We start from the raw sequence: 21638 nt of genomic DNA, 5'->3' as shown, positions 1-21638 counted from the left end.
GACTCATAGTGTTCCAAGTCACAGGGAATGGCCAGCCCGCGGCGTCATAGCCGAACAATCGCTCACCACCACTCCCTTCCATCCCGCTATTCCGACGGAGGAACCCATGACCACCACGCAGGCGCTCACCCCCAGCTGGATCACGGAAGTGACGATGGCCGAACTCGAGGCCGACCCTCACCCGGTGTACGAACGTCTCCGCAGGGAGGCGCCGGTTGCCTACTTTCCGCAGCTGGGCCTGCACATTGTCTCGACCAGGGAATTGTGCATGGAGATCGCCAAGGATTCGGCCAACTGGCCGGCAGTGATCTCACCGGCCGGCGGCCGCACCTTCGGGCACGGGGCAATCCTCAACACCAATGGCCCAGAGCATCGCGACCTGCGGGACATGGTGGAACCGCACCTGCAACCCTCCGAGGTGGACAAGTACATCGATCCGCTCGTTCGGCCGTTCGCCCGCGAGCGACTCGCCGCCATCGAGGGCAACGGCGCCGCGGACATCGTCGCCGAGTACTTCGAACCCGTCAGTGTGCGAGCACTCGGCGACCTGCTGGGCCTCGACGACGTGTCGACCGACAAGCTGCGCGAATGGTTCCACAAACTCAGCGTCTCGTTCACCAACGCCGACGTGACGGCCGACAGTGAGTTCGCCAATCCCGACGGGTTCATCCCCGGCGACGAGGCAAAGGCCGAGATCATCGCGCACGTCGACCCGAAGATCGACCATTGGATCGAGCACCCCGACCGCACGGCCATCTCACACTGGCTGCACGACGGGATGCCCGAGGGCCAAACCCGTAGCCGCGACGTCGTCTATCCGAATCTGTACGTGTTCCTCCTCGGCGCCATGCAGGAACCTGGCCACGCCATGGGCACCACGCTGGCCGGACTGTTCAGTCGTCCGCAACAGCTCGAGCGGGTCATCGACGACCCGACACTGATCCCGCGTGCGGTCAACGAGGGGATGCGCTGGGTTGCTCCGATCTGGTCGGCCGCCGTGAAGGTCTCGACCAGTGAGGTCACCGTCGGCGGCGTCACCCTGCCGGAGGGCTCGCTGGTCATGCTGTCCTACGGCTCGGCCAACAACGACGAGAATGCCTACGACGCACCGACATCCTATGACCTCGATCGCGCGGTCATCCCGAACATGACCTTCGGCGGCGGTGTTCACGCCTGCGCCGGAACGTATTTCGCCAGTGCGGTGGTGCGGATTGCCCTCGAGGAGCTCTTCGAGACGATTCCCAACATCGAACTCGACCCCAACCATGATGTCGACTTCTGGGGCTGGGGATTCCGAGGACCCAAGGAACTGCACGTCGCCTGGGAGGTGTGAGGTGACCGCGACGATCCCGGAATCGGACATCACGGAGAGGCCCATGGATCAGACACACCGGGTCAGGATTGCCGGCACCGACACCGATCTCTCGGTGGCGCAGGATCAACCGATCCTCGATGCCGCGTTGCGCGCCAACGCCTGGATTCCTCACTCGTGTACTCAGGGCACCTGCGGTACATGCAAACTGAAGGTTCTGTGCGGTGCGGTCGACCATCACGGTTCACCCGACTACACCTTGACCGCCGAGGAACGATCGAGCGGACTGGCGTTGGCCTGCATGGCAACTCCGCGGACCGACGTCACGGTCGAACCCATCGGTGCCGTTGACGACGGGGTGCCCCATCACCCGCTGCGGGACTACACCGGCACGGTCATTCAACTCGACGACATCGCGGCCAACACCCGCCGCCTGGTCGTCGAACTCGACACGGAGATGACGTTCAACGCCGGGCAATACAGCGAGCTGATCGTGCCGGGCACCGGCGTCGGCCGACAGTATTCGATGGCCAATCCGCCGAGCGAATCACGACGTCTCGAGTTTCATGTCAAGCTGACCCCAGGCGGCCTGGCGACCGATGGCTGGATCTTCTCGTCACTGTCCGTCGGCGACCCGATCTCGCTGCGTGGACCACTGGGGCAATTCAATCTCGTCGCCGAGCAACCCCAGCCGGCGATCCTGATTGGCGGCGGAACAGGGTTGGCGCCCTTGAAATCGATTGTGCAGCACAGCCTTGCACACCAACTTGTCCCGGAGATCTATCTCTACCACGGTGGGCGTCGCCGCGAAGACCTCTACGACTTCGAGTACTTCACCGCATTGTCAGAAGACAACGCCAACCTGCACTATCGGCCGGCACTGAGTGAGGAGACCTGGTCGGGCGCCAACGGATTGGTGACCGACGTCGTCCTCGAGGACTTCTCGTCCTGCAAGGGAATGAGCGCCTACCTATGCGGGCCGCCCGCCATGATCGAGGCGTCGGTGAAGGCGCTCAAACGGCGCCGGATGGCTCCACGTCTCATCTTCCGCGAGGAGTTCACCCCCGCAGCCACACCCGAAGTCGAATAGTTGATCACCACACCAACACTCACGAATGGAGAACTCCCATGTATGACGTCACCATCATCTACAGCCAGCCGAATGACAGCGCCGCGTTCGACGACTACTACGCGACCAAGCACGTTCCGTTGGTCGATGCGATCACCGGCGTTCGAGCTTTCACGATGAACAAATGCGAATCGCTGGATGAGAACCCACCGGCAGCCTACGCGCTGGCGCAGTTGCGTTTCGACTCCAAGGACGACGCGCTCCGGGCTCTCGGCTCACCGGCCGGCCAGGCCGCGGCCGCCGACGTCGCCAACTTCGCCACAGGTGGTGCCACCATGCTGTTCTCCGGCGATTCCTGATCTCGTGAACCTCATTGGCCCATAGCCGATTCCGAGTTTCGATAGCGCCCCGGCGAGATACCCGCCTGCTTACGGAACACTCGGCTGAAATGGGAGACGTCACGGAACCCCACACTGAGACTGATGTCGGTCAGCGGAGCTTGAGTGTTGAGCAACAACATCTTTGCGCGGTCCACCCGGGCGTCGTACAGCAGGGCTCCGGGCGTCGTCCCCGTCGTGCGCACGAGCTTCTGCACATTGCGCAACGACATCCCCGCGACGTGTGCAACGTCGGTCAGCGTGAACTCCGGATCGTGAAGGTTGTCGTCGATCACCTGCCGGATGCGTGCCAGATCCTGCAGGCGGAGCAGCTCGCCCGGCGTCGCGGTAGGGGTGTCTTCGATGATTGCGGCAGAGAGCATCTCCAGCGCCGACGACGAGAACGACTCCGCGATCGTCGTCGACATCTCGGTGGTCGCCAGGTCGACGATCAGCCGGCCGATGACCCCCACCGACCCGGCATGGGGATCAAAGGATCGCCCGGTCGAGAGCCGTGCGGCGTTCTCGGGCAGTCGCGACGCCATGGCTTCGTGCGGAACACGGACAACAACCTGCCGAAAGGTGGCCGGGGAATGAAAGACAAAGGGAGAACCCAGATCCAGGATCGCGAACGCGCCACTCTCGAGGACTGCCGTTCGATCCGATTGAGTCACCTCGACATGGCCGTCGGTCACCAGACACACCAGGTAGTCGGTGCACGAATCCGATTGGATCATTGTCGGGCTGCGGACGACGGTCTGCTCGTCGCATCGGATGCTGCTGAAATGCAATCGCCCCAGCGGCCGACCACCCCACTCGGCGTCCAACCCGCCAGGACGGTACGGCCAGTCGACATCCATCTCTGCGTACAGGTGACCGAGCGTGTGCTGCCATTCGTCGCGGCCCTCGGAGCCGTCGAGTTCGGAGGTCCGCAGGGCGACCACGTCATCGGACTCCGGTCGCGCAGAGTCATCCGATTGTTCGCTCTCGGCCATGTCTTGCCACACCTGACCCTTCTAGTGTTCTACGTCACAGGGACGTGGCCTCGTCACGATATACCGGAGTCCCCCTCCCTGGCGACCACCAATCGAATCATCAAGTTTGGCAGTAGATCCGGAGGATGAACGCCATGACCATCACCCCCATTGCGCCCAGTACGAGCACCGCCAACGACGTGCGGCCGATGACCGGGGCCGAGTATCTCGACTCCCTGCGCGACGGCCGCGAGATCTACTTCCGCGGCGAACGAGTCGACGACGTCACGACTCATCCGGCATTCCGGAATTCCGCGCGCTCGGTGGCCCGGATGTACGACGCCCTGCACCAGCCGGACGCCAAAGGCGTACTCTCCGTGCCCACCGACACCGGAAACGGAGGCTTCACCCACCCGTTCTTCAAGACCGCACACAGTGCCGACGACCTCCTCACCGCCCGCAACGCCATCGTCGAATGGCAACGGGAGGTGTACGGCTGGCTCGGCCGTTCACCCGACTACAAGGCGTCGTTCCTGGGCACCCTGGGGGCCAACGCCGACTTCTACGGCGAGTACAAGCAGAACGCCCTCAACTGGTACAAGAAGTCCCAGGAACGAGTGCTGTACCTCAATCACGCGATCGTCAACCCGCCCATCGACCGCGACAAGCCCGCCGATGAGACAGCAGACGTCTGCGTGCACGTCGTCGACGAGACCGACGCCGGACTCGTCGTCTCCGGCGCCAAGGTGGTGGCCACCGGGTCGGCGATCACCAACGCCAACTTCATCGCGCACTACGGACTCCCATTGCGCAAGAAGGAGTTCGGCCTGATCTTCACGGTCCCGATGGATTCACCCGGGCTGAAGCTGTTGTGCCGCACCTCCTATGAGATGAACGCCGCCGTGATGGGCACCCCCTTCGACTACCCGCTGTCGAGCCGCTTTGACGAGAACGACGCGATCATGGTTTTCGACAAGGTCCTCGTTCCGTGGGAGAACGTCTTCGCCTACGATGCCGAGACCACCAACAACTTCGTCATGCGATCAGGCTTCCTGAACCGCTTCATGTTCCATGGTTGTGCACGTCTCGCCGTCAAGCTCGACTTCATCGCCGGCTGTGTGATGAAGGGCGTGGAGATGACCGGTTCGGCAGGCTTCCGTGGTGTGCAGATGCAGATCGGCGAGATCCTCAACTGGCGAGACATGTTCTGGGGCCTGTCCGACGCGATGGCCAAGTCGCCCGACGAGTGGGTCAACGGGGCCGTCCAGCCGAATCTCAACTACGGACTCGCCTACCGCACATTCATGGGCGTCGGTTACCCACGCATCAAGGAGATCATCCAGCAGGTCCTCGGCAGCGGCCTGATCTACCTGAACTCGCACGCCGACGACTGGAAGAACCCGGATATCGAGCCCTACCTCAATCAGTACGTGCGCGGGTCCAACGGCATCGCCGCCATCGACCGCGTGCAGCTCCTGAAGTTGCTGTGGGATGCCGTCGGCTCCGAATTCGGTGGCCGCCACGAACTCTACGAACGCAACTACGGCGGCGACCACGAGGCCGTGCGCTTCCAGACCTTGTTCGCCTATCAGGGCACAGGGCAGGATGTCGCGCTCAAGGGCTTCGCCGAACAGTGCATGTCCGAGTACGACATCAACGGTTGGACCCGGCCGGATCTGATCAACAACGACGACCTGCAGATCCTACGGACCGCGCGGTGAGTACCGTGACTCAGCCGCAGGAGGGCACCGACCTGGAGCCCACTCCCCTCCGCATGCGTAAGGCGTTGGGCCGCTTCGCCAGTGGCGTCACCATCGTGACCACAGCCGAGAGCGAGGACGAGGGATCGGTGCACGGGATGACGGCCAACGCGTTCACGTCGGTCTCCCTGGACCCGCCTTTGGTGCTGGTGTCGATCGCGAACCGAGCCAAGATGAACGCCAAGATCAGCGAAACCGGGCGCTACGGCGTATCCATCCTGGCGAACGATCAAGAGCCGTTGTCGCTCCATTTCGCCGGAGCCGCGAACGAGCCCGATCTCGTTCGGTTCACCTGGCGCAAGGGCGTCCCACTGCTCGACGGTGCCCTCGTTCACCTCTCGTGTTCGGTCACCGACTCGCACGTCGCCGGCGACCACACTTTGCACGTCGGTCGAGTCGAGGAACTCTGGTACGACGACGGGCGGCCACTGCTCTTCTACACAGGCAGTTTCCGAGCGCTCGAACTCCAGGGCGACACGGGTACGTGGGGCTTCTGACAAGCCCCGATAGACCGCGGGCGTGCAGTCACGAACTGGCTGCACGTCCTGCGCTTCATGTGCCGCTGAGCGGCACAAGTTGGTGGACAGCACCCCCGAACAAGCACATAGTGGCAGCCGATTCACGCTCCACGGAATCAAGGAAGGTTGATCATGGCAGCACTGCAGACGGTTCAGAAGATCGGTCCGGTTCTGGATCTGTTCACCGTGGCTCGCCCCGAGTGGGGCGTGTCGGAGGTGGCCTCCGCGATAGGTGTTCCCCGGTCGAGCGCGCATGCGCTCCTCGCCTCACTGGTCGACATAGGACTCCTGCAGTGCCGCGCGCGCGGACGCTACCGCATCGGGTGGCGGGTGGTGGAACTCAATCAAACACTCCAGGGCACCGTCGATGTGCGGACGTGCGCAGCGCCGATCCTGCAATCGTTGTCCGAGAAGTATGGCGAGACCACCCACCTCGCGATCATGGAACGCTATCGGGTGATGTACGTCGACAAGGTCCTCGGCAATCACGTGATCACGGTGAACGGCGCGCGGATCGGCGCGCACCTCGACGCACACTGCAGCGCTGTCGGCAAAGCGTTACTGGCACAATGTGACCCAGGTGAGATCGAACGCAACGTGACCAATCAGCCGTTGCGGCGGCTCACACCGTCGACGATCACCGATCCCGCCGAACTGAGCCGCGAGTTGAGATCGGTACTGCGCCAAGGCTGCGCCTTCGACAACGGGGAGGCCGTCGCCGAGGTCCACTGTGTGGCGGCACCGATTCGCGACGACATGGGTGTTGTGGTCGCTGCGATGTCCATCACCGCACCCGCGAGCCGATTCATACCGGCACAACAGGAGTTCCGACGCGCGGTGATCGCCGCGTCCGCCGAGGTGTCGCGCGCGCTGAGCACGCCGATGCCGACCCCTCTGCCCACGGAACTCGACAACCTGACTCTGCACGCCGTCGCAGGGTGATGCTCATGGCCCGACGATCAGGGACCCGACAACTGACGCGAAAGACCAAGAGCTGCAGTACGTACCGCAGCGGCCGAGTGATCGAGGTTGATGCGGTTGTGCCATCCCGACACCGAGATGCCGGCCACCACCTGGTCATCGCTGCCGACGACGGGGCTGGCCACGCAGGCCACTCCGGCGCGAGACTCCTCGAGGTCGTAGCTGACACCGCGTTCCCGGATGCGCGCGAGTTCGGCAGCGAACAGGCCAGGATTGGTGATGGTGCGTTCGCTGAGTCGCCGGAGGCCGCCTGCCACAACCCGGTCGACGACGTCGGCCGACGAAAATGCCAGGATCGCCTTGCCGATACCGGTTCCGTGCGCCGGCCACCGTCCACCGGCGCGCGTAGGCAGCGGTGGGGCCGAGGGACTGCGCAGCACATCCAGGTAGACGACCGACGTACCGTCGAGCACCGCCAGATGCACCGAGTGACCGGTTGCCTCACGCAGATCGTGCATGAACGGCGCCGCGGCATCGCGCAGATCTCGACGCCGCGGAACCCGCTGACCGAGTTCAAAGAGGTGCAGCCCCAACCGGTACCGCGTCCCATCGCGTTCGAGCAGCCCGTTCTCCACCAGTTCGACCGCGATCCGCTGGGCACTCGATTTGGAGATCCCGGTCTGGCGGGCGATCTCCGAAACACCCATGCCGAGTTCGGCAGCGCCGACGGCATCGAGCACCCTGACCGCGCGCGCAATCGAACCGAGTTCCGCACTCCGTTCACCATGCACGGTTTCCCATCGTGCCGCACCCCCATCACCGAAAGCAATGCATTGCAGTCATGTTCCGCGATGCCCGAGCAGAAAGCACGTGCCACCCATGGCCGATGACATCCAGGTCGCCGCCGAATCCCTTCTCGGCGCATACCGATCGATGGAACCCATCGATCCCCTCACGCCCCATTTCGCGGACGCCCCACTGTCCGCGGCCTACGAGATCGCGCTCGCGCAAGTTCAGGACTGGGAGAAGAACGGGGACACCGTCAAAGGCCACAAGGTGGGCCTCGCGTCGCGGGCGATCCAGCGCCAGATGGGCGTCGACCAACCCGACTTCGGTCATCTCACCGCGAGCATGTTCCACCTCGAACACGCACCGATCCCGGCGGGCACGTTCATTCAACCGCGGATCGAGCCCGAGGTTGCGTTCGTTCTGGGCAAGCCGCTGACCGGGCCGGGTGTCACCGTCGCCGAGGCCGTCGCCGCGGTCGACTTCGTGCTCCCCGCACTGGAGATCGTCGACTCCCGTATCCGCGACTGGAAGATCGGCATCTTCGACACCATCGCCGACAACGCGTCATCCGGCGGCGTCATTCTCGGAAGCCGACCGTCGAAGCTCTCCGACGTCGACCTCCGGTTGGCCGGCTGCAACCTCCACGTCAACGGCGAACTCATCGCCACCGGCGGAGGCGGCGCCGTCCTCGGATCACCGATCAACGCGCTCGTGTGGCTGGCCAACACCGTCGGGCCACTGGGCGTCACGCTGGAACCCGGGCATGTGGTGCTCCCCGGTTCCATGACCAAGGCGGTGCCCATCGGGGCCGGGGACACCATTGTCGCGAGCATCGCCGGCCTCGGCACCGTCACCGCCGTCATGGAAGGGGAAAACCGATGAGCAACAGCAACACCGACGCGCAGTGGAATGCCGCCCGGGTCGCCGACACCCTCCTCACCGCCGAACGCTCCCGCACCGCCCGTACCTCGATCGCACACGAGTGGCCCGGCCTCACCCTCGACGTCGCCTACGCGGCGCAGGACATCGCGCTGGCGGACCGTCGATCTCGCGGCGAGGTGGTGACCGGCATCAAGTTGGGACTCACCTCTCGGGCCAAACAGAAGCAGATGGGTGTCGACGAACCATCGGTCGCATGGCTGACCGATGCCATGGCACTTCCTGCGGGACTGCCGGTCCCGCGCGAGCGGCTCATCCACCCGCGCGCCGAACCGGAGATCGCGTTCGTCCTCGGCCGGCCGTTGTCCGGGCCGGGAGTGACTGCCGCACAGGCCCTTGCGGCGGTCGACCACGTGATGGGTGCGATCGAGATCATCGACAGCCGGTATTCAGGGTTCAAGTTCACCCTGGCCGACGCCGTCGCCGACAACAACTCCTCGGGCGTCTACCTCACCGGACCCATCACGCGGAACGTCTCCGAGATCGATCTCTCGCTGGAAGCGTGCCTGCTCGAGGTGGACGGCGACATCGTCGACAGCGCAACCGGATCTGCGGTGCTCGGTCATCCGGCAGAGGCATTGGCATTCGCCGCCAACACCTTTGGTGCGCGCGGCGTGACCCTGGAACCGGGCTGGGTGGTGCTCACCGGCGGCATGACCGACGCCATCGCGGTCGAACCCGGGAGTCGCGTTGCCGCACACTTCACCTCACTTGGCTCCGTCACCGTCGCAGGAGGTTGATCATGCCGTTCATCGACGTCACCATCGCGCACGGTCGCACGCCGGCGGAGATCCGAGCGCTGATGCATGAATTGACCGAGGCCACGCACCGGGCCATCGGCGCGCCGATCGCGAACATCCGGGTCGTCGTCCGCGAGGTTCCGAAGACGCACTGGTCGGCCGGGGATGTGACGGTGGCCGAACGGGAGGCGGGCACCACGCCGTCGCCCTGACAAAACCGAACAACTTGCGCCGCGAAGCGACGCGCAGTCGAGATAACCGACTCGGTGTTGAGCCGAATTCGAATCGGGACTAGACCCGAGGTATATATCCGCACAGAAGCTTTGGGAGCGCCAGATGACGTCGACGATCAGCACCCCACCCGCCAACCCCGCCGCACCGCCGGCACGGTTGGCGGACACCATGTATCACGATCTCCTGTCCCCAGCAGAGGTCAGCGACGTCCGTTCTCGCGTGCGGACTGTGGCGCACGAGTTCATCTCCCCTCTGGCACAGCGAATCTCGCACGGTGATGAACGAATCGACGGGTTCCCGCGTGACGCATTCGACGCACTTGCCGTCAACGGCGTGTTCCGGATCCCGTTCCCCGGAGATGTTGGTGGTGACGATCTGCGGCATCCGGCAACCGCAACAGCAACTGCGGTCGAGGAACTCGCCTACCATTCCAACAGCGTGGCCGCGATCTTCGACGTGCACTGCATTCTGGCCGGTAACGCAGTCAACCAGGGCACCGACGAGCAGCGGCAGCGGTGGCTCGCGCCGGTGGTGAAGGGTGACATCGTCGGTTCGTTCGCGACCAGTGAGCCGGCCGCGTCCAGCGACCTCTCGCCGTCCGCCGTGTCCACGGTTGCCGAGCGTCGCGCCGACGGCTGGATTCTGAACGGCCGCAAACGGTGGATCACCAACTCCGCGGTAGCGGCGTTCGTGGTGGTGCTGGCCCGGACCGGAGATCGACTGAGCACCTTCATCGTTCCGACCGATACACCAGGTGTCCGCATCGGCGTTCCGGACCGCAAGCTCGGCAACAACGGGCAGATCACCGCCGACGTTATTCTCGACGACGTCGAGCTCGGGGCGGCCACACTTCTCGGCGAGGAAGGCGGTGGCCTCAAGGTGGCACTACAGACACTCACCTATGGTCGGATCGGAATCGCCGCTGCCGGAGTCGGCATGGCCCAAGCGGCCTTCGATCACACCGCAGCGCATTTGAAGAGTCGCCACGCATTCGGCGAACCCCTCGCTGCCAAACAGCACTGGCAGTTCTTGATGGCCGATCGCGCCACCGAGATCGCCATCGCACGCGATCTGTATCTCAAGGCGGCTCTGCGTCTGGATTCGGGAACCGCATTCCCGGAGCCCGAGGCGGCAATGGCAAAGCTCCGCGGCACCGAGATCTCGGTCCAGATGGCCCGCGACGCCATTCAAGCGTTCGGCGGCTTCGGATTCACTCGTGAGCTCGGTGACGACGATTCCTCGAGCCCGGTGGAAGCCATCTATCGGGACGCGAAGATCGGCGAGATCTACGAAGGCGCCAACGAGATCCAGCGCTGGGTGCTCGCGCGGCAGATCTTCGGACGAGATATCACGGGGTGATACCACCTGTTCGGTGCAGGTGGGACACTGATCTTGGAGGTGTTCTCAATGGCAGCGACCATTTCCCGACGGCCCGAGCGGCACATCAATGAGACCACCGAGTCCGCAGGCGGTCGCGACTGGTGGACGAACACACTTGCGACCGTGTATTGCGAGATGGACCCCCAGTGGTCTGATCGTGGCTCGCGCTTCACCGCCGAGTTGTCCACCTACGACTTCGGCGATCTGCAGATGACAAATGTCCACGCAGATGGCCATTCCGTAATACGCACACCAGCGATGATCAGCGGAGCGGTCGAGCACGACTTGTTTCTCTGCGCGGTCACCGCGGGCCCGGGCACCGTCGAACAGAAAGGTGAGGCGGTGGTGCTCGACCATGGCGATTTCACCGTGATCGACTCCGCACTGCCCTACCGGTTCGACTTTCCGCAGTCCTTCACCCAGACCGTGGTCCGGATACCCCGACAGCGGTTGATCGCCAGTGCCGACGCAGACGACCTCGATTCGCTGATAATGCGCCGCTTGGGTGCCGACACCGGCGCCGGCGCGGTGGTCAGTCGGCTCGTGCAACAACTTGCCTCGGACCGCATGCCGGTCGACTCGGGCATCGCGACCGCATTGTCCGCCGCCGCAATCGACATGATGCTCGTAGCCCTCACCGCCGGACGGCCGACCGAATCCGCGACTGATGCGGCACACCGCGACGACCTGCTCCGCGCCCAGACCTTGTTCCGCGCACGGCTCGGCGACGAGACCCTCACCATCTCTTCGGCTGCGGCCGACCTCGGTATGTCGGTGAGATACCTGCAGAAGATCTTCGCCACAGCAGGGACCGCGCCTCGGGAGTGGTTGACATGGATACGTCTCGAGCGCGCCAGGACCCTTCTCCTGTCCGGCAGCCACACGGTCGCGGAACTGAGTCAGTCGGTGGGATTCCGGGAGAGTTCCCACTTCAGCAGGGCCTTCTCGGCCCGTTTCGGCATGAGCCCGGGCCGATTCCGTCGTGCGGTTCGCGCCGGCGAGAACATCAACGTGGCCGTCGGCGGCTCGGACATCATGCCTCGACGGTCAAGCCTGCGGCGACTCGCCGTCGATATCCGATGAAGGACTTGTTGTCGTTCACTGTGACGCCCGCGATCAGATCACCGCTGCTGTCGAGACCATCCCAGCTGTACTTTCCGGGCGCCGTCTCGACGGGTTGGAATTCGACCACCCGACCGAGGAAGCCTGCCGCTTTGATGTGCAAGTCATACTGATCCGACCAGAATGTCGGGATCGGCGCGTACGGCTTGGCGCTGCTCGGGTTGACTAGATTCTCCGCCGCATGCAGGCCCATGTCCGCTGCATTCGACCAGTGTTCCACCCTGATCACGCCGCCGACACCGACGTGCGTCCACTGCGCGACATCTCCCACTGCGACAACGTCTGGACGGTTTGCGGCAAAACAGAACTCATCGCACACGACATTCCCTCCGTCGAGGTCGACACCGGATCCGGTGAGCCATTCCGTGTTGGGCTGCGACCCGATCGCGACCAGCACCACGTCGGCCGCGAGCCGTTCCCCAGTGGAGAGTTCGATCTCTTCGACACAGGTGGCCCCATGAATCGCGACGACACCGGTGCGGCAGCGAACGTCTACGCCGTGCCGGCCATGGACACGCTGCGCGAATGCACCGATCGTCGGTCCCAGCACCGGCATTACGGTTTCGGACATCTCCACGATCGTCACCGACCCGACCCCGGCAGCACGGAGCACCGCGGCAACCTCGCACCCGATGAATCCGCCACCCATGATCACGACGTTGGACGTCGACGAGACCGCTTTGCCGAATCGCCGCGCGTCATCGATGCCGCGAAGCACGTGGATACCCTGCAGGTCAGGAATGTTGGACGGCAACCGCGCACGACGTCCGGTGGCAATGACGAGTCGGTCGAAAGCGATCGAATCGTGTCGGAGCGCAACCTCGTTGTGCTCGAGATCCAGACCGACCGCGGGATTGCCCAGTTCCCAGCGAAAGCCGTCGTCGGCGTCGGGGAAGATGCATTCCTCGGCCGACATCGTGCCGGCCAGAAGCTCCTTTGAGACAGGCGGTCGGTTGTACGGCCGGTAAGCCTCATCGCCCACGATCACCACCTCATCGCCCGACAGCTCACGGATCCGCTGCCCAGCACGAAGCCCGCCCAACCCGGCACCGACGACCACGGTCGTCATCGGGGGTCCTCGATCCGCAACACCGCCACCGGGCAAAGTTTCACGGCGGCGGCCACCTTCGGCCGCAGTTCTTCACCGGGATCGTCGTTCAGCAGAAGCACGGTGTCACCGTCGTCATTGAGATCGAACACCTCCGGAGCCGCGATGACGCACTCGCCGTGTCCGTCGCACATGTCGTAATCGACAGAGATCTTCATCAGTCGGCCCACCTGATCGACAGCTCAAGTTCGCCGAGACTGCGGATGATGTTGTTGGGCTCGTACCGGTATGCGCCTGCCTCGAAGCGCTCGACATGATCGGCCAAGGCGTTGAACAGCGTGATCATCTCCAGCCGCGCCAACGGTTTGCCGAGACAGGAGTGCTTACCGCGCCCCCACCCCAGATGCTGCGCCGGGTTCCTGGTGATGTCGAAGCCGTCGGGATCGGGGAACTGGCGTTCGTCGCGATTCGCGGAGCCATACATCACGATCAGCCGCGAGCCCTCGGGGATCCGGGTGCCGGCGATGTCAGCATCGCGGGTGGCGACACGCGTGAAGAATTGGAGCGGCGAGGCCAACCGGACGATCTCCGGTATCGCACTCTGCAGCAACCTTCGGTCACCGCGCAGCAGATCCCATTGATCCGGATGCTGGGCGAACAGCAACAAGCCGATCCCGATGGCACTGATCGTGCTGTCGATGCTCGGATACACGTAATCGTTCATGACGCCGCGACAGAGGGCCTCGTCCCATCCGGCCTCGGCACCGTTCTTGAACAATTGATCGGCCCAGCCACCGTCGCGAATGTTGGCGGGAAAGTTTTCTTCGGCGTACTGCATGTAGCCCGCCATCGTCTGCAGTGCGGGCATCGTTCGCGGCGCATCGAGCGGACCGATGCTGTCGAAACCCGCTTTGCCCCATTCGAAGAACTGTGCGCGACCAGCCTCCGCGATACCGACGAGATCGGTGACCACGTCGATCGGCATCCGCATTGCGATGTCGGCCACGCCGTCCAGCGTTGCTCCCTCGCCCTTGCTCCTCAGCTCGGCGATCAGGTCGTCAGTGAAAGCGGCCAGCCGCGGCTTGAGTTCCTCGAGTGGCCCCTTCTTGATCGGACAGCCCTCCACCTGACGGATCTGGTCGTGGAAGTCTCCTTCGTTCATGAGACTTGTTTCCCGTATCGAGTTGAACATGTCGTTGAAACCGACTCCCTCACCGCTGGTAAAGGTTTCCCAATCAGCCAGGGTCTCGGCGACTTCCGTATACCTCGGCAGTGCGTAGTATCCGTAGTGGCGCAGCCAGACGACCGGACCGGCCTCTCGCAATTCGGCATAGGTCGGGTACGGGTTGGTCAGGATCTCGTCTACGTGCAGGTTGACGTCGAACGCAGGTACACCAACCGGATCGGGAGTGGTTGGGGTCAGGGTTGATTCGTGTGTCATGGAAGCTCTCCTTTTATCGAAACGGGCTGTGGGTTCGGCCGCGTGTCACGAATTGAGTTGGGCCGAAAGGAATCCTGCGGTGATCGCCAGGTTGCCGGGCGAGTCGAACTCCGCTCCCTCGTGGCCGGCGCCTCCGAGAACCACCAATGTGGATTCCGCGCCGACCCCGACGAGCGAGTCGTGCAGCAGTCGACTCTGGGCCGGCGGAGTGATCCTGTCGCGGTCACCGTGGGAGATGAGGAATGGCGGCGCCGAGGGCGCGACCCGGGAGAGCGGGCTCGCCTGCCAGGACACCTCGGTGGGTGTATCGACTTCGGCATCTCCGATCAGGGTCGCCTCGAACGGCGGAGGCAGCAAAAAGGATTCCACAGCACTGCGATGCGTGTTTGCAGCAAGATCCGACGGACCGAACCAGTGCACCACCGCATCGACGCGGCTGGACTCCTGCAGGTTCCCGCCCACGTCGCCCTCGAGCGCAGAGTCTCCCGCGGTCAGGCCGACCATGGTCGCGAGGTACGCACCTGCGGACGCGCCCCACACACCGACGCGTTCGGTGGCAACCTGCAAGCTGTCTCCGTTGGCACGCAACCAGCGCACAGCACCCTTCACATCATGGATCGGGTTCGGGAAGGCTCCATGCTGTCCGAGCCGATAGTTCACCGACAGCACTGCGACGCCGTACGACGCAAGCCGCGAGAGGCGATCGTCGGCACCGTCCGCCTTGTCGCCGAGCTGCCACCCACCCCCGTGCAGGTAGACGACGACGGGCGGCAGCTCCGCCGACGGTCGATGGAGGTCGGCGGTGATCTCCACGCCGTTCACGGTTGCGATCGAGATATCTGACCGGACATGCACATCGCTCATGTCAGTTCCTTCCGGGTGTGTGAAATAGGCTGTGCTGAACAATGATTCAGAACATTCTGGTGGTGTGATCCACAACACTATGGCAAGCCCGGATGCATGCCCATGTCGTCATGCGCACCAATTCGTGGCGCAATGCGCACCGCAGCGGTGAGTCACACGAAAAGGCCCGGCGATCCGTGATCGCCGGGCCAATTCCTACACTTATCCTCGCCTACCGCCAGTCTCCGCTCTCTACTCTCGCGCGGTCCGCGACCTCTTTCGAACGCACGGCACTGGCGGCCTTGCCGCCGATCCCCCAGTTTTCCGGCGCCACTTCAATGATCTGGCCACGCACGAGTCCGCGCTCGACGCCGAGGACATCGACGATCAGAGTCGTGAAGGCGGCCATTAGTTCCTGTCGCTGTGCAGCTGGGCGCCCAGCGAGCACGATCGCGGTGAAATACGGTGCAGCAGAACCACCCTCGGCCACGATCTCACCCGCGACGGCAAGTTGCGTCGGCTCGTAGTGCACGACGAAGGTCCGGACCCGCTCGATCGGTGAGTCAAGGATCTGCGAGTAGAGCGTGCTGGACTCGATCAGCAACGACCGCTCCTGCTCCGCCGTCGCAAGTCCTGTGGGTAGGTGAAAATGGGCTACGGGCATGGAAACTCCTACATGTCATTGGATTCCGCGTCGCACGCCACCGTCGGCGGTCAGGACACAACCGTGCAGGACGGACGCTTGCGGGGCGAGCAGTGTCTCGACAAGCCAGGCGATCTCGTCGAGAGTCGGCAATCGACCGAGCGTGGTCTTGTTCCGGTACCGATCCCAGATCTGCTCGATCGGCTGACCGGTCTCGGCGGACTCCGTCTCGATGAAGCGTCGGAGGCGAGGTGTGTCGATCGGACCCGGAGCGATGGTGTGCGTCGTGACGCCCTTCGGTCCGTAGAGCGCACTGATCTGTCGCATGAGGTTGAGCAAAGCGGCGTTCGCCGTGCCCGGGCCGGCGTCCAGCGGCCCCGGCTCCAAGCCCAGTGACCCGGCGATCGCCACAAAGCGAGACCCCTCGACGAGGCGATCGCGGACCCCCTGCAGGAGGCGTACCGGCCCCGCAACCTTGATGTTGGCCGCGGTTGCCAGCGCCGACGGCTCGATCGAGTCGGCCGATCCCTTGACCGGAAGGCCGGCCGCGAACACGGCCATGCGGACCGGTCCGTCCAAGGATCCCTTGATCTGATCCACAGACTCGTCACTCGCGATGTCCGCCGCGCAGCAGACGACCAGATCACTGATTGCGGCAAGCTTCTCCAGCTCGTCCGCCGAACGCGCCACCGCGACTACCTGGTAGCCCTTCGCCGCCAGACGTTCGGTGAAGATCGCCCCCATGGCGCCGGTCGCACCGACCACCACGCAGGTTTCGTCGACTGACATGGTGCTCAGCCGCGCAACCGGATCGTGACAGCGCGCGGTTCGGTGAAGAACTCACGTGAGTACTGACCTCCCTCGCGGCCGAGGCCGCTGATGCCCTCCCCGCCGAACGGGAGGCGCAGATCGCGTTCGAAGAATGTGTTGATCCACACGGTGCCGGCCTTCCATCGCGCAGCGAGACGGTGGGCACGATCGAGGTTCTGGGTGAACAGGATTCCGGCGAGCCCGTAGGGTGAATCGTTGGTGATCCGCAGAGCTTCCTCTTCGGTGTCGAAACCGATCACCGTCTCGACAGGACCGAAGATCTCCTCACGCGCGGTGCGGGATTCGTTGGTCAAACCCGTGATGACGGTCGGCGGGAAATAGAATCCCCCGGCGTGGGCCTCATCGGTGAGACGTTCACCGCCGGTGACGATCTTGCCGCCTTCCTCCTGCGCAAGTTCGACGTAACCCGCCACCTTCTCGAGGTGGCGCTGCTCGATCAACGGCCCCATGAACGTCGACGCTTCCTTCGGATCACCGACCGTGAGTGTGCGGGCCTCCTCGGCGAAGCGCTCCAGGAACTCTTCCCGGATCGAGTTCTGTACCAGGAGACGCGACCCCGACAGACAGACCTGACCATTGCCGCCGAAGATGGCGCGAATCGACATCGGCACGGCCACATCGAGATCCGCGTCGGCGAAGACGATGTTCGCCGACTTCCCACCCATCTCCGCCGACACCGGCGTGTGATTGAGCGCAGCCGCCTGCAGGATCTTGACGCCGGTGGCGCTCGAGCCGGTGAAGGTTATCCGGTCGACTCGCGGATCGGACGTCAGTGGTCCGGCGACCGCCTCGCCACCGAAGCCGTGCACCACGTTGAGAACACCGGCCGGAAGTCCGGCCTCCAAGGCGATCTCGGCGAATCGGTTGGCGGTCAACGGAGTCTGCGGCGCCGGCTTGAGGACAACGGTGTTGCCAAAAGCCAATGCGGGAGCGATTTTCCAGGTCGCCAGCATCAGCGGCGCATTCCACGGGCTGATCGCGGACACCACACCGGCCGGCGGATACAGCACGTACGACAGCAGATCTCCGTCGGGATAGGCCTCATTCGCCGCCATCGCCACGTAGTCGGCGAAGAACCGCAGGTTGTGTGCCACTCGCGGGATTTCCGCGTGCAGCGACTGCGTGATGGTCTTGCCGCCGTCACGGGTTTCCAACTGCGCAAGTTCTTCTCGGTGATCGTCTACGGCGTCGGCGACAGCGTGGAGAACCTTGGCGCGTTCTTTCGGTGACATCTGCGGCCACGGGCCGTCGTCGAACGCCTTGCGAGCCACCGAGATGGCCGCACTGCCGTCGTCGGCGGTGCCACGGGCGACGGTGGCCAGCAGACTCCCGTCGTGCGGATCACGAGACTCGAAGGTGGATCCGTCCGACGCCGTCTTCCACTCGTCGCCGATGAGATGGCGTATCTCGATCGGGGCGTTGATCGCGGTCATACCGTGGCCACCTCCGGGGTCTCATAGGTGCGTCCCGCCAGCTCCGACGCGACGTCGATGATCATGTCCTCTTGTCCTCCGATCACACCACGACGACCGAGTTCCAGAAGGATTTCCCGAGTCGAGATGCCGAACTTCTTTGCCGCACGCTTGGTGGGGTGGAAGAACGTCGAGTAGACGCCCGCATAGCCGAGCACCAGGGCGGTCTCGTCCACGATCTGCGGTTCCTTCATCAACGGCGCGACAACATGTTCGGCGGTGTCGATGAGCGGGAAGAGGTCGACGCCGGTGTCCCAGCCTGCGCGCTCGAAGGCGGCTGCAAGCACCTCGGTCTGTGCGTTGCCTGCGCTGGCGCCGAGCCCTCGCAGCGATCCGTCGATGTAGGTGGCACCGTTCTCGGCGGCCGTGAGCGCGTTGGCAATTCCCACTCCGAGGTTGTTGTGGGCGTGGAAGCCGATGTCGGCCGAGATCGCCGTGCGCAGCGCGGCCACCCGCTCGCCGGCCTGCTGCGGCACCATCGCGCCGGCGGAGTCCACCACGTAGACGACGTCGGCGCCGTACGAGTCGAGCTTGGCGGCCTGTTCGGCCAGTGGCTCTGCCTCGAGCTTGTGGCTCATCATCAGGAAGCACATGACGTTGAGGCCCTTGTCTTTTGCCCACTCGACAGGCTGCTGACCGCAATCGGCCTCGGTGCAGTGCACGGCGACGCGCACGGTCTTGATCCCGGCGTCGATGGCTCCCTGCAACTCGTTCAACGTGGCGATGCCCGGGACGTAGAGCACGGCGATGTCGGCGTTGTCGACCGCGCCGACGGCGGCCCGCACATAGTCGGGGTCGGTGGCCGCGGCGAATCCGTACTGGATCGACGACGCCCCCAGCCCAATGCCGTGCGCGACCTCGATCGTGGAGATTCCGGCCCGGTCGAGTCCGGCGGCGATGGCGGCGACGTTGTCGGTGGTGAACTGATGCGACACACTCGACATCCCATCGCGGAGGGTGGTGTCGACGAGGGTGACCTTGCGGTCGGCTGCGGTTCCGTCGGTGCTCATTGAGCTGCTCCTGTCACGAGGTTCTCGGAGGCCATGACGTCGGCGACGCGCACGGCGGCTGCGGTGATGATGTCGAGGTTGCCGGCGTAGGTGGGCAGGAAATCGCCTGCGCCAACCACTTCGAGCATGACGGTGACGAGATCACCGTCGACGTCGACGAGCTTGAGGGTGTATCCGGGCACGTACTTCTGGACTTCGGCGACCATGTCGATGACGGCCCGCTCGATGGCGACGGCGTCGGGGTTGCGCACCTTGGCGTAGACGGTGTCGCGCATGTTCATCGGCGGCTCGGCCGGATTGATCACCGAGATGGCCTTGGCGCGGTCGGCGCCGGCCACCGTCGCGAGCGCGCGGCCCGTCTTCTCACTGAACTCACTGAGGTTCTGCCGGGTGCCCGGGCCGGCGCTCTTCGACGCGATCGCGGCGACGATCTCGCCGTAGGAGGCGTCGGCCACCTCGTTGATCGCATACAGGATCGGGATGGTCGCCTGCCCGGCGCAACTCACCATGTTGACGTTGGGTGCCCTGAGATGTTCGTGCAGGTTGACCGCAGGCACGACGTAGGGACCGACCGACGACGGGGTCAGATCGATGGCCGTGATGCCCGCCTCGGCGTAGCGGGGTGCCGCCGCAGCGTGGATCTTGGCCGAGGTGGCCTCGAAGATGAGGTCGGGCCGCTCGGGCTGTGCGAGGAGCCAATCGACACCCTCGGCGGAGGTTTCCAGTCCCTCCGCGCGGGCGCGGGCAATGCCTTCACTCTTCGGGTCGATGCCGATCATGTACTTGGGTTCCACGTTCTCCGAACGCAGCAGCTTGTACATCAGGTCCGTCCCGATGTTGCCCGATCCGACTATCGCGGCGGTCAACCGACTCATGGTGTTCTCCTCTACTCGCGGTGCGATACCGACGACGGTAGGTACTTGGTCCCGGCGAGCGGGCCGGTCGACGACGTACCCGGATCAACGGCGACGACAATCGGCGGTTGTTCGGCAATGCCGAACGTGGGTGACTGGGGTCACAAACACGGCCATGCTGTGAGCATCCAGTAGATGGAAGGTCCCCGCAGACGCGGTGCCCGCACGATTGACCACAGGAGAACCGATGAGCGAGAACCCCGCCCGTTTCGATGTCGCGCACCTGGCGCGCTGCGAACTCTTCAGCCCCAAGCCGCAGGAAACCGAGGACTTCTTCACCCGTTTTCTCGGGATGTACGTGACCAAGCGCGAAGGTCAGTCGGTGTTTCTCCGTGGTTACGAGGACCCCTATCAGTGGAGCCTCAAGATCACCGAGTCCGACCAGCCCGGCATGGGTCACGCAGCAATGCGCACCAGCTCACCGGAGGCTCTCGAGCGCCGGGCGTCGTCGCTCAAGGACGGCAACATCGACAGCAAGTGGCACGAAGACGAGTTCGGCTACGGCAAGACCCTGTCCTACAAGACCGCCGACGGCCACAACTTTGCCCTCTTATGGGAGGCCGAGAAGTACGTCGCCCCAACGGAATTGCAGAGCAAGATTCTCTCGCGTCCGTCGAAGAAGCCGTTGCAGGGCATTCCCGTGAAGCGCATCGACCACCTGAACCTGATGGCGTCGGACGTGACTGCGGTGAAGAACGAGTTCGAGCGGCACCTCGGATTCCGTACCACCGAACGCGTCGTCGATGGTGAGGTCGAAATCGGCGCATGGATGAGTTCGAATCTGTTGGGCCACGAGATCGCCTGCATGCGCGACATGACCGGCGGCGCAGGTAAACTCCACCACCTCGCGTTCTACTACGGTAACGGCCAGCACAACATCGACGCGGCAGAGATGTTCCGCGACTACGACATTCAGATCGAGGCCGGACCGGACGTGCACGGCATCACGCAAGGACAGTTCCTCTATGTGTTCGAGCCCGGCGGCAACCGCGTCGAACTGTTCGGCGAAGCGGGCTATCTGCACATGGATCCGGATGCACAGACCAAGACCTGGAACATGGCCGACATCGACACCGGCCTGGCCATTGGTGGGGCGAAACTCCCCTGGGAGACCTACTTCACCTACGGAACCCCCAGTCCACTCACGCTCGATCAGCACATCGAGCAGTTCGCGCACTTCGGCCCCGGGCAGGAACCGCCGGCCGTCGAAGCAGCCGAGGAGAACATCCCACTGGAGATCGACCACTCCCGCGCGGTGGCGGGCTCACCCGTCTGACCTGTACCTGCGTCGCTCCCGCCGC

Annotated in this window: 23 protein-coding genes; 12 read left to right on the top strand and 11 right to left on the bottom strand. The window is 64.2% G+C overall.

Features of this window, described 5'->3' with window-relative positions; all coding sequences use genetic code 11:
* The first annotated feature begins 106 nt into the window (after positions 1–106).
* Genes ACWDTF_RS16200 through ACWDTF_RS16190 form a run of 3 tightly spaced genes read left to right on the top strand, consistent with a single transcriptional unit; the run spans position 107 to position 2740 of the window.
* The gene (locus tag ACWDTF_RS16200) at positions 107–1333 is read left to right on the top strand and encodes a cytochrome P450 (protein ID WP_449754660.1); all 1227 of its coding nucleotides are present in this window, start codon (positions 107–109) and stop codon (positions 1331–1333) included.
* A 43-nt stretch (positions 1334–1376) separates the two neighbouring features.
* Positions 1377–2402 (top strand): 2Fe-2S iron-sulfur cluster-binding protein, encoded by a 1026-nt coding sequence (locus tag ACWDTF_RS16195; protein WP_449754659.1) that lies wholly within the window; start codon positions 1377–1379, stop codon positions 2400–2402.
* 38 nt (positions 2403–2440) lie between these two features.
* A complete protein-coding gene (locus ACWDTF_RS16190) occupies positions 2441–2740 on the top strand; it encodes an EthD family reductase (protein ID WP_355273668.1) in 300 nt (99 codons plus the stop codon).
* 11 nt (positions 2741–2751) lie between these two features.
* On the opposite strand, the gene ACWDTF_RS16185 is transcribed toward ACWDTF_RS16190, so the two are convergent.
* Entirely contained in the window at positions 2752–3753 is a 1002-nt protein-coding gene (locus ACWDTF_RS16185) for an AraC family transcriptional regulator (protein ID WP_449754658.1), read from the bottom strand.
* 134 nt (positions 3754–3887) lie between these two features.
* Between ACWDTF_RS16185 and ACWDTF_RS16180 the strand changes: the two genes are divergently transcribed.
* The 3 genes from ACWDTF_RS16180 (at position 3888) to ACWDTF_RS16170 (ending at position 6952) form a co-directional block, all read left to right on the top strand.
* Positions 3888–5453: a 4-hydroxyphenylacetate 3-hydroxylase family protein gene (locus tag ACWDTF_RS16180; protein ID WP_449754657.1), complete on the top strand. Its 1566-nt coding sequence runs from the start codon at positions 3888–3890 to the stop codon at positions 5451–5453.
* A 5-nt stretch (positions 5454–5458) separates the two neighbouring features.
* Positions 5459–5989 (top strand): flavin reductase, encoded by a 531-nt coding sequence (locus ACWDTF_RS16175; RefSeq protein WP_433259642.1) that lies wholly within the window; start codon positions 5459–5461, stop codon positions 5987–5989.
* A gap of 153 nt (positions 5990–6142) precedes the next feature.
* Positions 6143–6952, top strand: coding sequence for an IclR family transcriptional regulator (locus ACWDTF_RS16170; protein ID WP_449754656.1), 810 nt, complete (start codon positions 6143–6145; stop codon positions 6950–6952).
* Positions 6953–6969: 17 nt separating this feature from the next.
* On the opposite strand, the gene ACWDTF_RS16165 is transcribed toward ACWDTF_RS16170, so the two are convergent.
* A complete protein-coding gene (locus ACWDTF_RS16165) occupies positions 6970–7722 on the bottom strand; it encodes an IclR family transcriptional regulator (protein ID WP_449754655.1) in 753 nt (250 codons plus the stop codon).
* A gap of 88 nt (positions 7723–7810) precedes the next feature.
* On the opposite strand from ACWDTF_RS16165, the gene ACWDTF_RS16160 reads away from it, so the two are divergent.
* The 5 genes from ACWDTF_RS16160 (at position 7811) to ACWDTF_RS16140 (ending at position 12096) form a co-directional block, all read left to right on the top strand.
* The gene (locus ACWDTF_RS16160; RefSeq protein ID WP_355273680.1) at positions 7811–8602 is read left to right on the top strand and encodes a 2-keto-4-pentenoate hydratase; all 792 of its coding nucleotides are present in this window, start codon (positions 7811–7813) and stop codon (positions 8600–8602) included.
* On the top strand, positions 8599–9399 hold the full coding sequence (locus ACWDTF_RS16155; RefSeq protein WP_240857745.1) for a 2-keto-4-pentenoate hydratase: 801 nt from the start codon (positions 8599–8601) through the stop codon (positions 9397–9399). The genes ACWDTF_RS16160 and ACWDTF_RS16155 overlap by 4 nt, the downstream gene beginning before the upstream one ends.
* 2 nt (positions 9400–9401) lie before the next feature.
* A complete protein-coding gene (locus ACWDTF_RS16150) occupies positions 9402–9611 on the top strand; it encodes a tautomerase family protein (RefSeq protein WP_449754654.1) in 210 nt (69 codons plus the stop codon).
* A 124-nt stretch (positions 9612–9735) separates the two neighbouring features.
* Positions 9736–10992, top strand: a complete 1257-nt coding sequence (locus tag ACWDTF_RS16145) for an acyl-CoA dehydrogenase family protein (protein WP_240857747.1) — start codon at positions 9736–9738, stop codon at positions 10990–10992.
* A gap of 48 nt (positions 10993–11040) precedes the next feature.
* Complete coding sequence (locus ACWDTF_RS16140; RefSeq protein ID WP_240857748.1) at positions 11041–12096, top strand: AraC-like ligand-binding domain-containing protein; 1056 nt, start codon at positions 11041–11043, stop codon at positions 12094–12096.
* Here ACWDTF_RS16140 and ACWDTF_RS16135 read toward each other — a convergent pair.
* The 9 genes from ACWDTF_RS16135 to ACWDTF_RS16095 all read right to left on the bottom strand — a co-directional run bounded on the left by ACWDTF_RS16135 (position 12047) and on the right by ACWDTF_RS16095 (position 20298).
* Positions 12047–13204, bottom strand: a complete 1158-nt coding sequence (locus ACWDTF_RS16135; RefSeq protein WP_355273689.1) for an NAD(P)/FAD-dependent oxidoreductase — start codon at positions 13202–13204, stop codon at positions 12047–12049. The genes ACWDTF_RS16140 and ACWDTF_RS16135 overlap by 50 nt on opposite strands.
* Positions 13201–13401: a ferredoxin gene (locus tag ACWDTF_RS16130; protein WP_240857750.1), complete on the bottom strand. Its 201-nt coding sequence runs from the start codon at positions 13399–13401 to the stop codon at positions 13201–13203. The genes ACWDTF_RS16135 and ACWDTF_RS16130 overlap by 4 nt, the downstream gene beginning before the upstream one ends.
* Positions 13401–14624, bottom strand: coding sequence for a cytochrome P450 (locus ACWDTF_RS16125; protein WP_240857751.1), 1224 nt, complete (start codon positions 14622–14624; stop codon positions 13401–13403). Before ACWDTF_RS16125 ends, ACWDTF_RS16130 begins: the two co-directional genes overlap by 1 nt.
* A 45-nt stretch (positions 14625–14669) precedes the next feature.
* Complete coding sequence (locus ACWDTF_RS16120) at positions 14670–15488, bottom strand: alpha/beta hydrolase (protein ID WP_355273695.1); 819 nt, start codon at positions 15486–15488, stop codon at positions 14670–14672.
* A 211-nt stretch (positions 15489–15699) separates the two neighbouring features.
* Complete coding sequence (locus tag ACWDTF_RS16115; RefSeq protein ID WP_240857753.1) at positions 15700–16131, bottom strand: tautomerase family protein; 432 nt, start codon at positions 16129–16131, stop codon at positions 15700–15702.
* A gap of 15 nt (positions 16132–16146) precedes the next feature.
* The gene (locus ACWDTF_RS16110) at positions 16147–16899 is read right to left on the bottom strand and encodes an SDR family NAD(P)-dependent oxidoreductase (RefSeq protein WP_355273699.1); all 753 of its coding nucleotides are present in this window, start codon (positions 16897–16899) and stop codon (positions 16147–16149) included.
* Between the two features lie 5 nt (positions 16900–16904).
* Positions 16905–18374: an aldehyde dehydrogenase gene (locus tag ACWDTF_RS16105; RefSeq protein WP_355273702.1), complete on the bottom strand. Its 1470-nt coding sequence runs from the start codon at positions 18372–18374 to the stop codon at positions 16905–16907.
* Positions 18371–19423 carry a 4-hydroxy-2-oxovalerate aldolase gene (dmpG, locus tag ACWDTF_RS16100; RefSeq protein WP_240857756.1) on the bottom strand — a complete coding sequence of 351 codons (1053 nt, stop codon included), beginning with the start codon at positions 19421–19423 and terminating at the stop codon, positions 18371–18373. The genes ACWDTF_RS16105 and dmpG overlap by 4 nt, the downstream gene beginning before the upstream one ends.
* Complete coding sequence (locus tag ACWDTF_RS16095) at positions 19420–20298, bottom strand: acetaldehyde dehydrogenase (acetylating) (protein ID WP_240857757.1); 879 nt, start codon at positions 20296–20298, stop codon at positions 19420–19422. Before ACWDTF_RS16095 ends, dmpG begins: the two co-directional genes overlap by 4 nt.
* 226 nt (positions 20299–20524) lie before the next feature.
* Between ACWDTF_RS16095 and ACWDTF_RS16090 the strand changes: the two genes are divergently transcribed.
* Positions 20525–21613: a VOC family protein gene (locus ACWDTF_RS16090; protein WP_355273707.1), complete on the top strand. Its 1089-nt coding sequence runs from the start codon at positions 20525–20527 to the stop codon at positions 21611–21613.
* The last annotated feature ends 25 nt before the right edge of the window (positions 21614–21638 follow it).

The sequence above is a fragment of the Gordonia sp. NPDC003422 genome (genome assembly GCF_053588675.1).
This window is presented reverse-complemented; position numbering and strand designations above follow the sequence as displayed.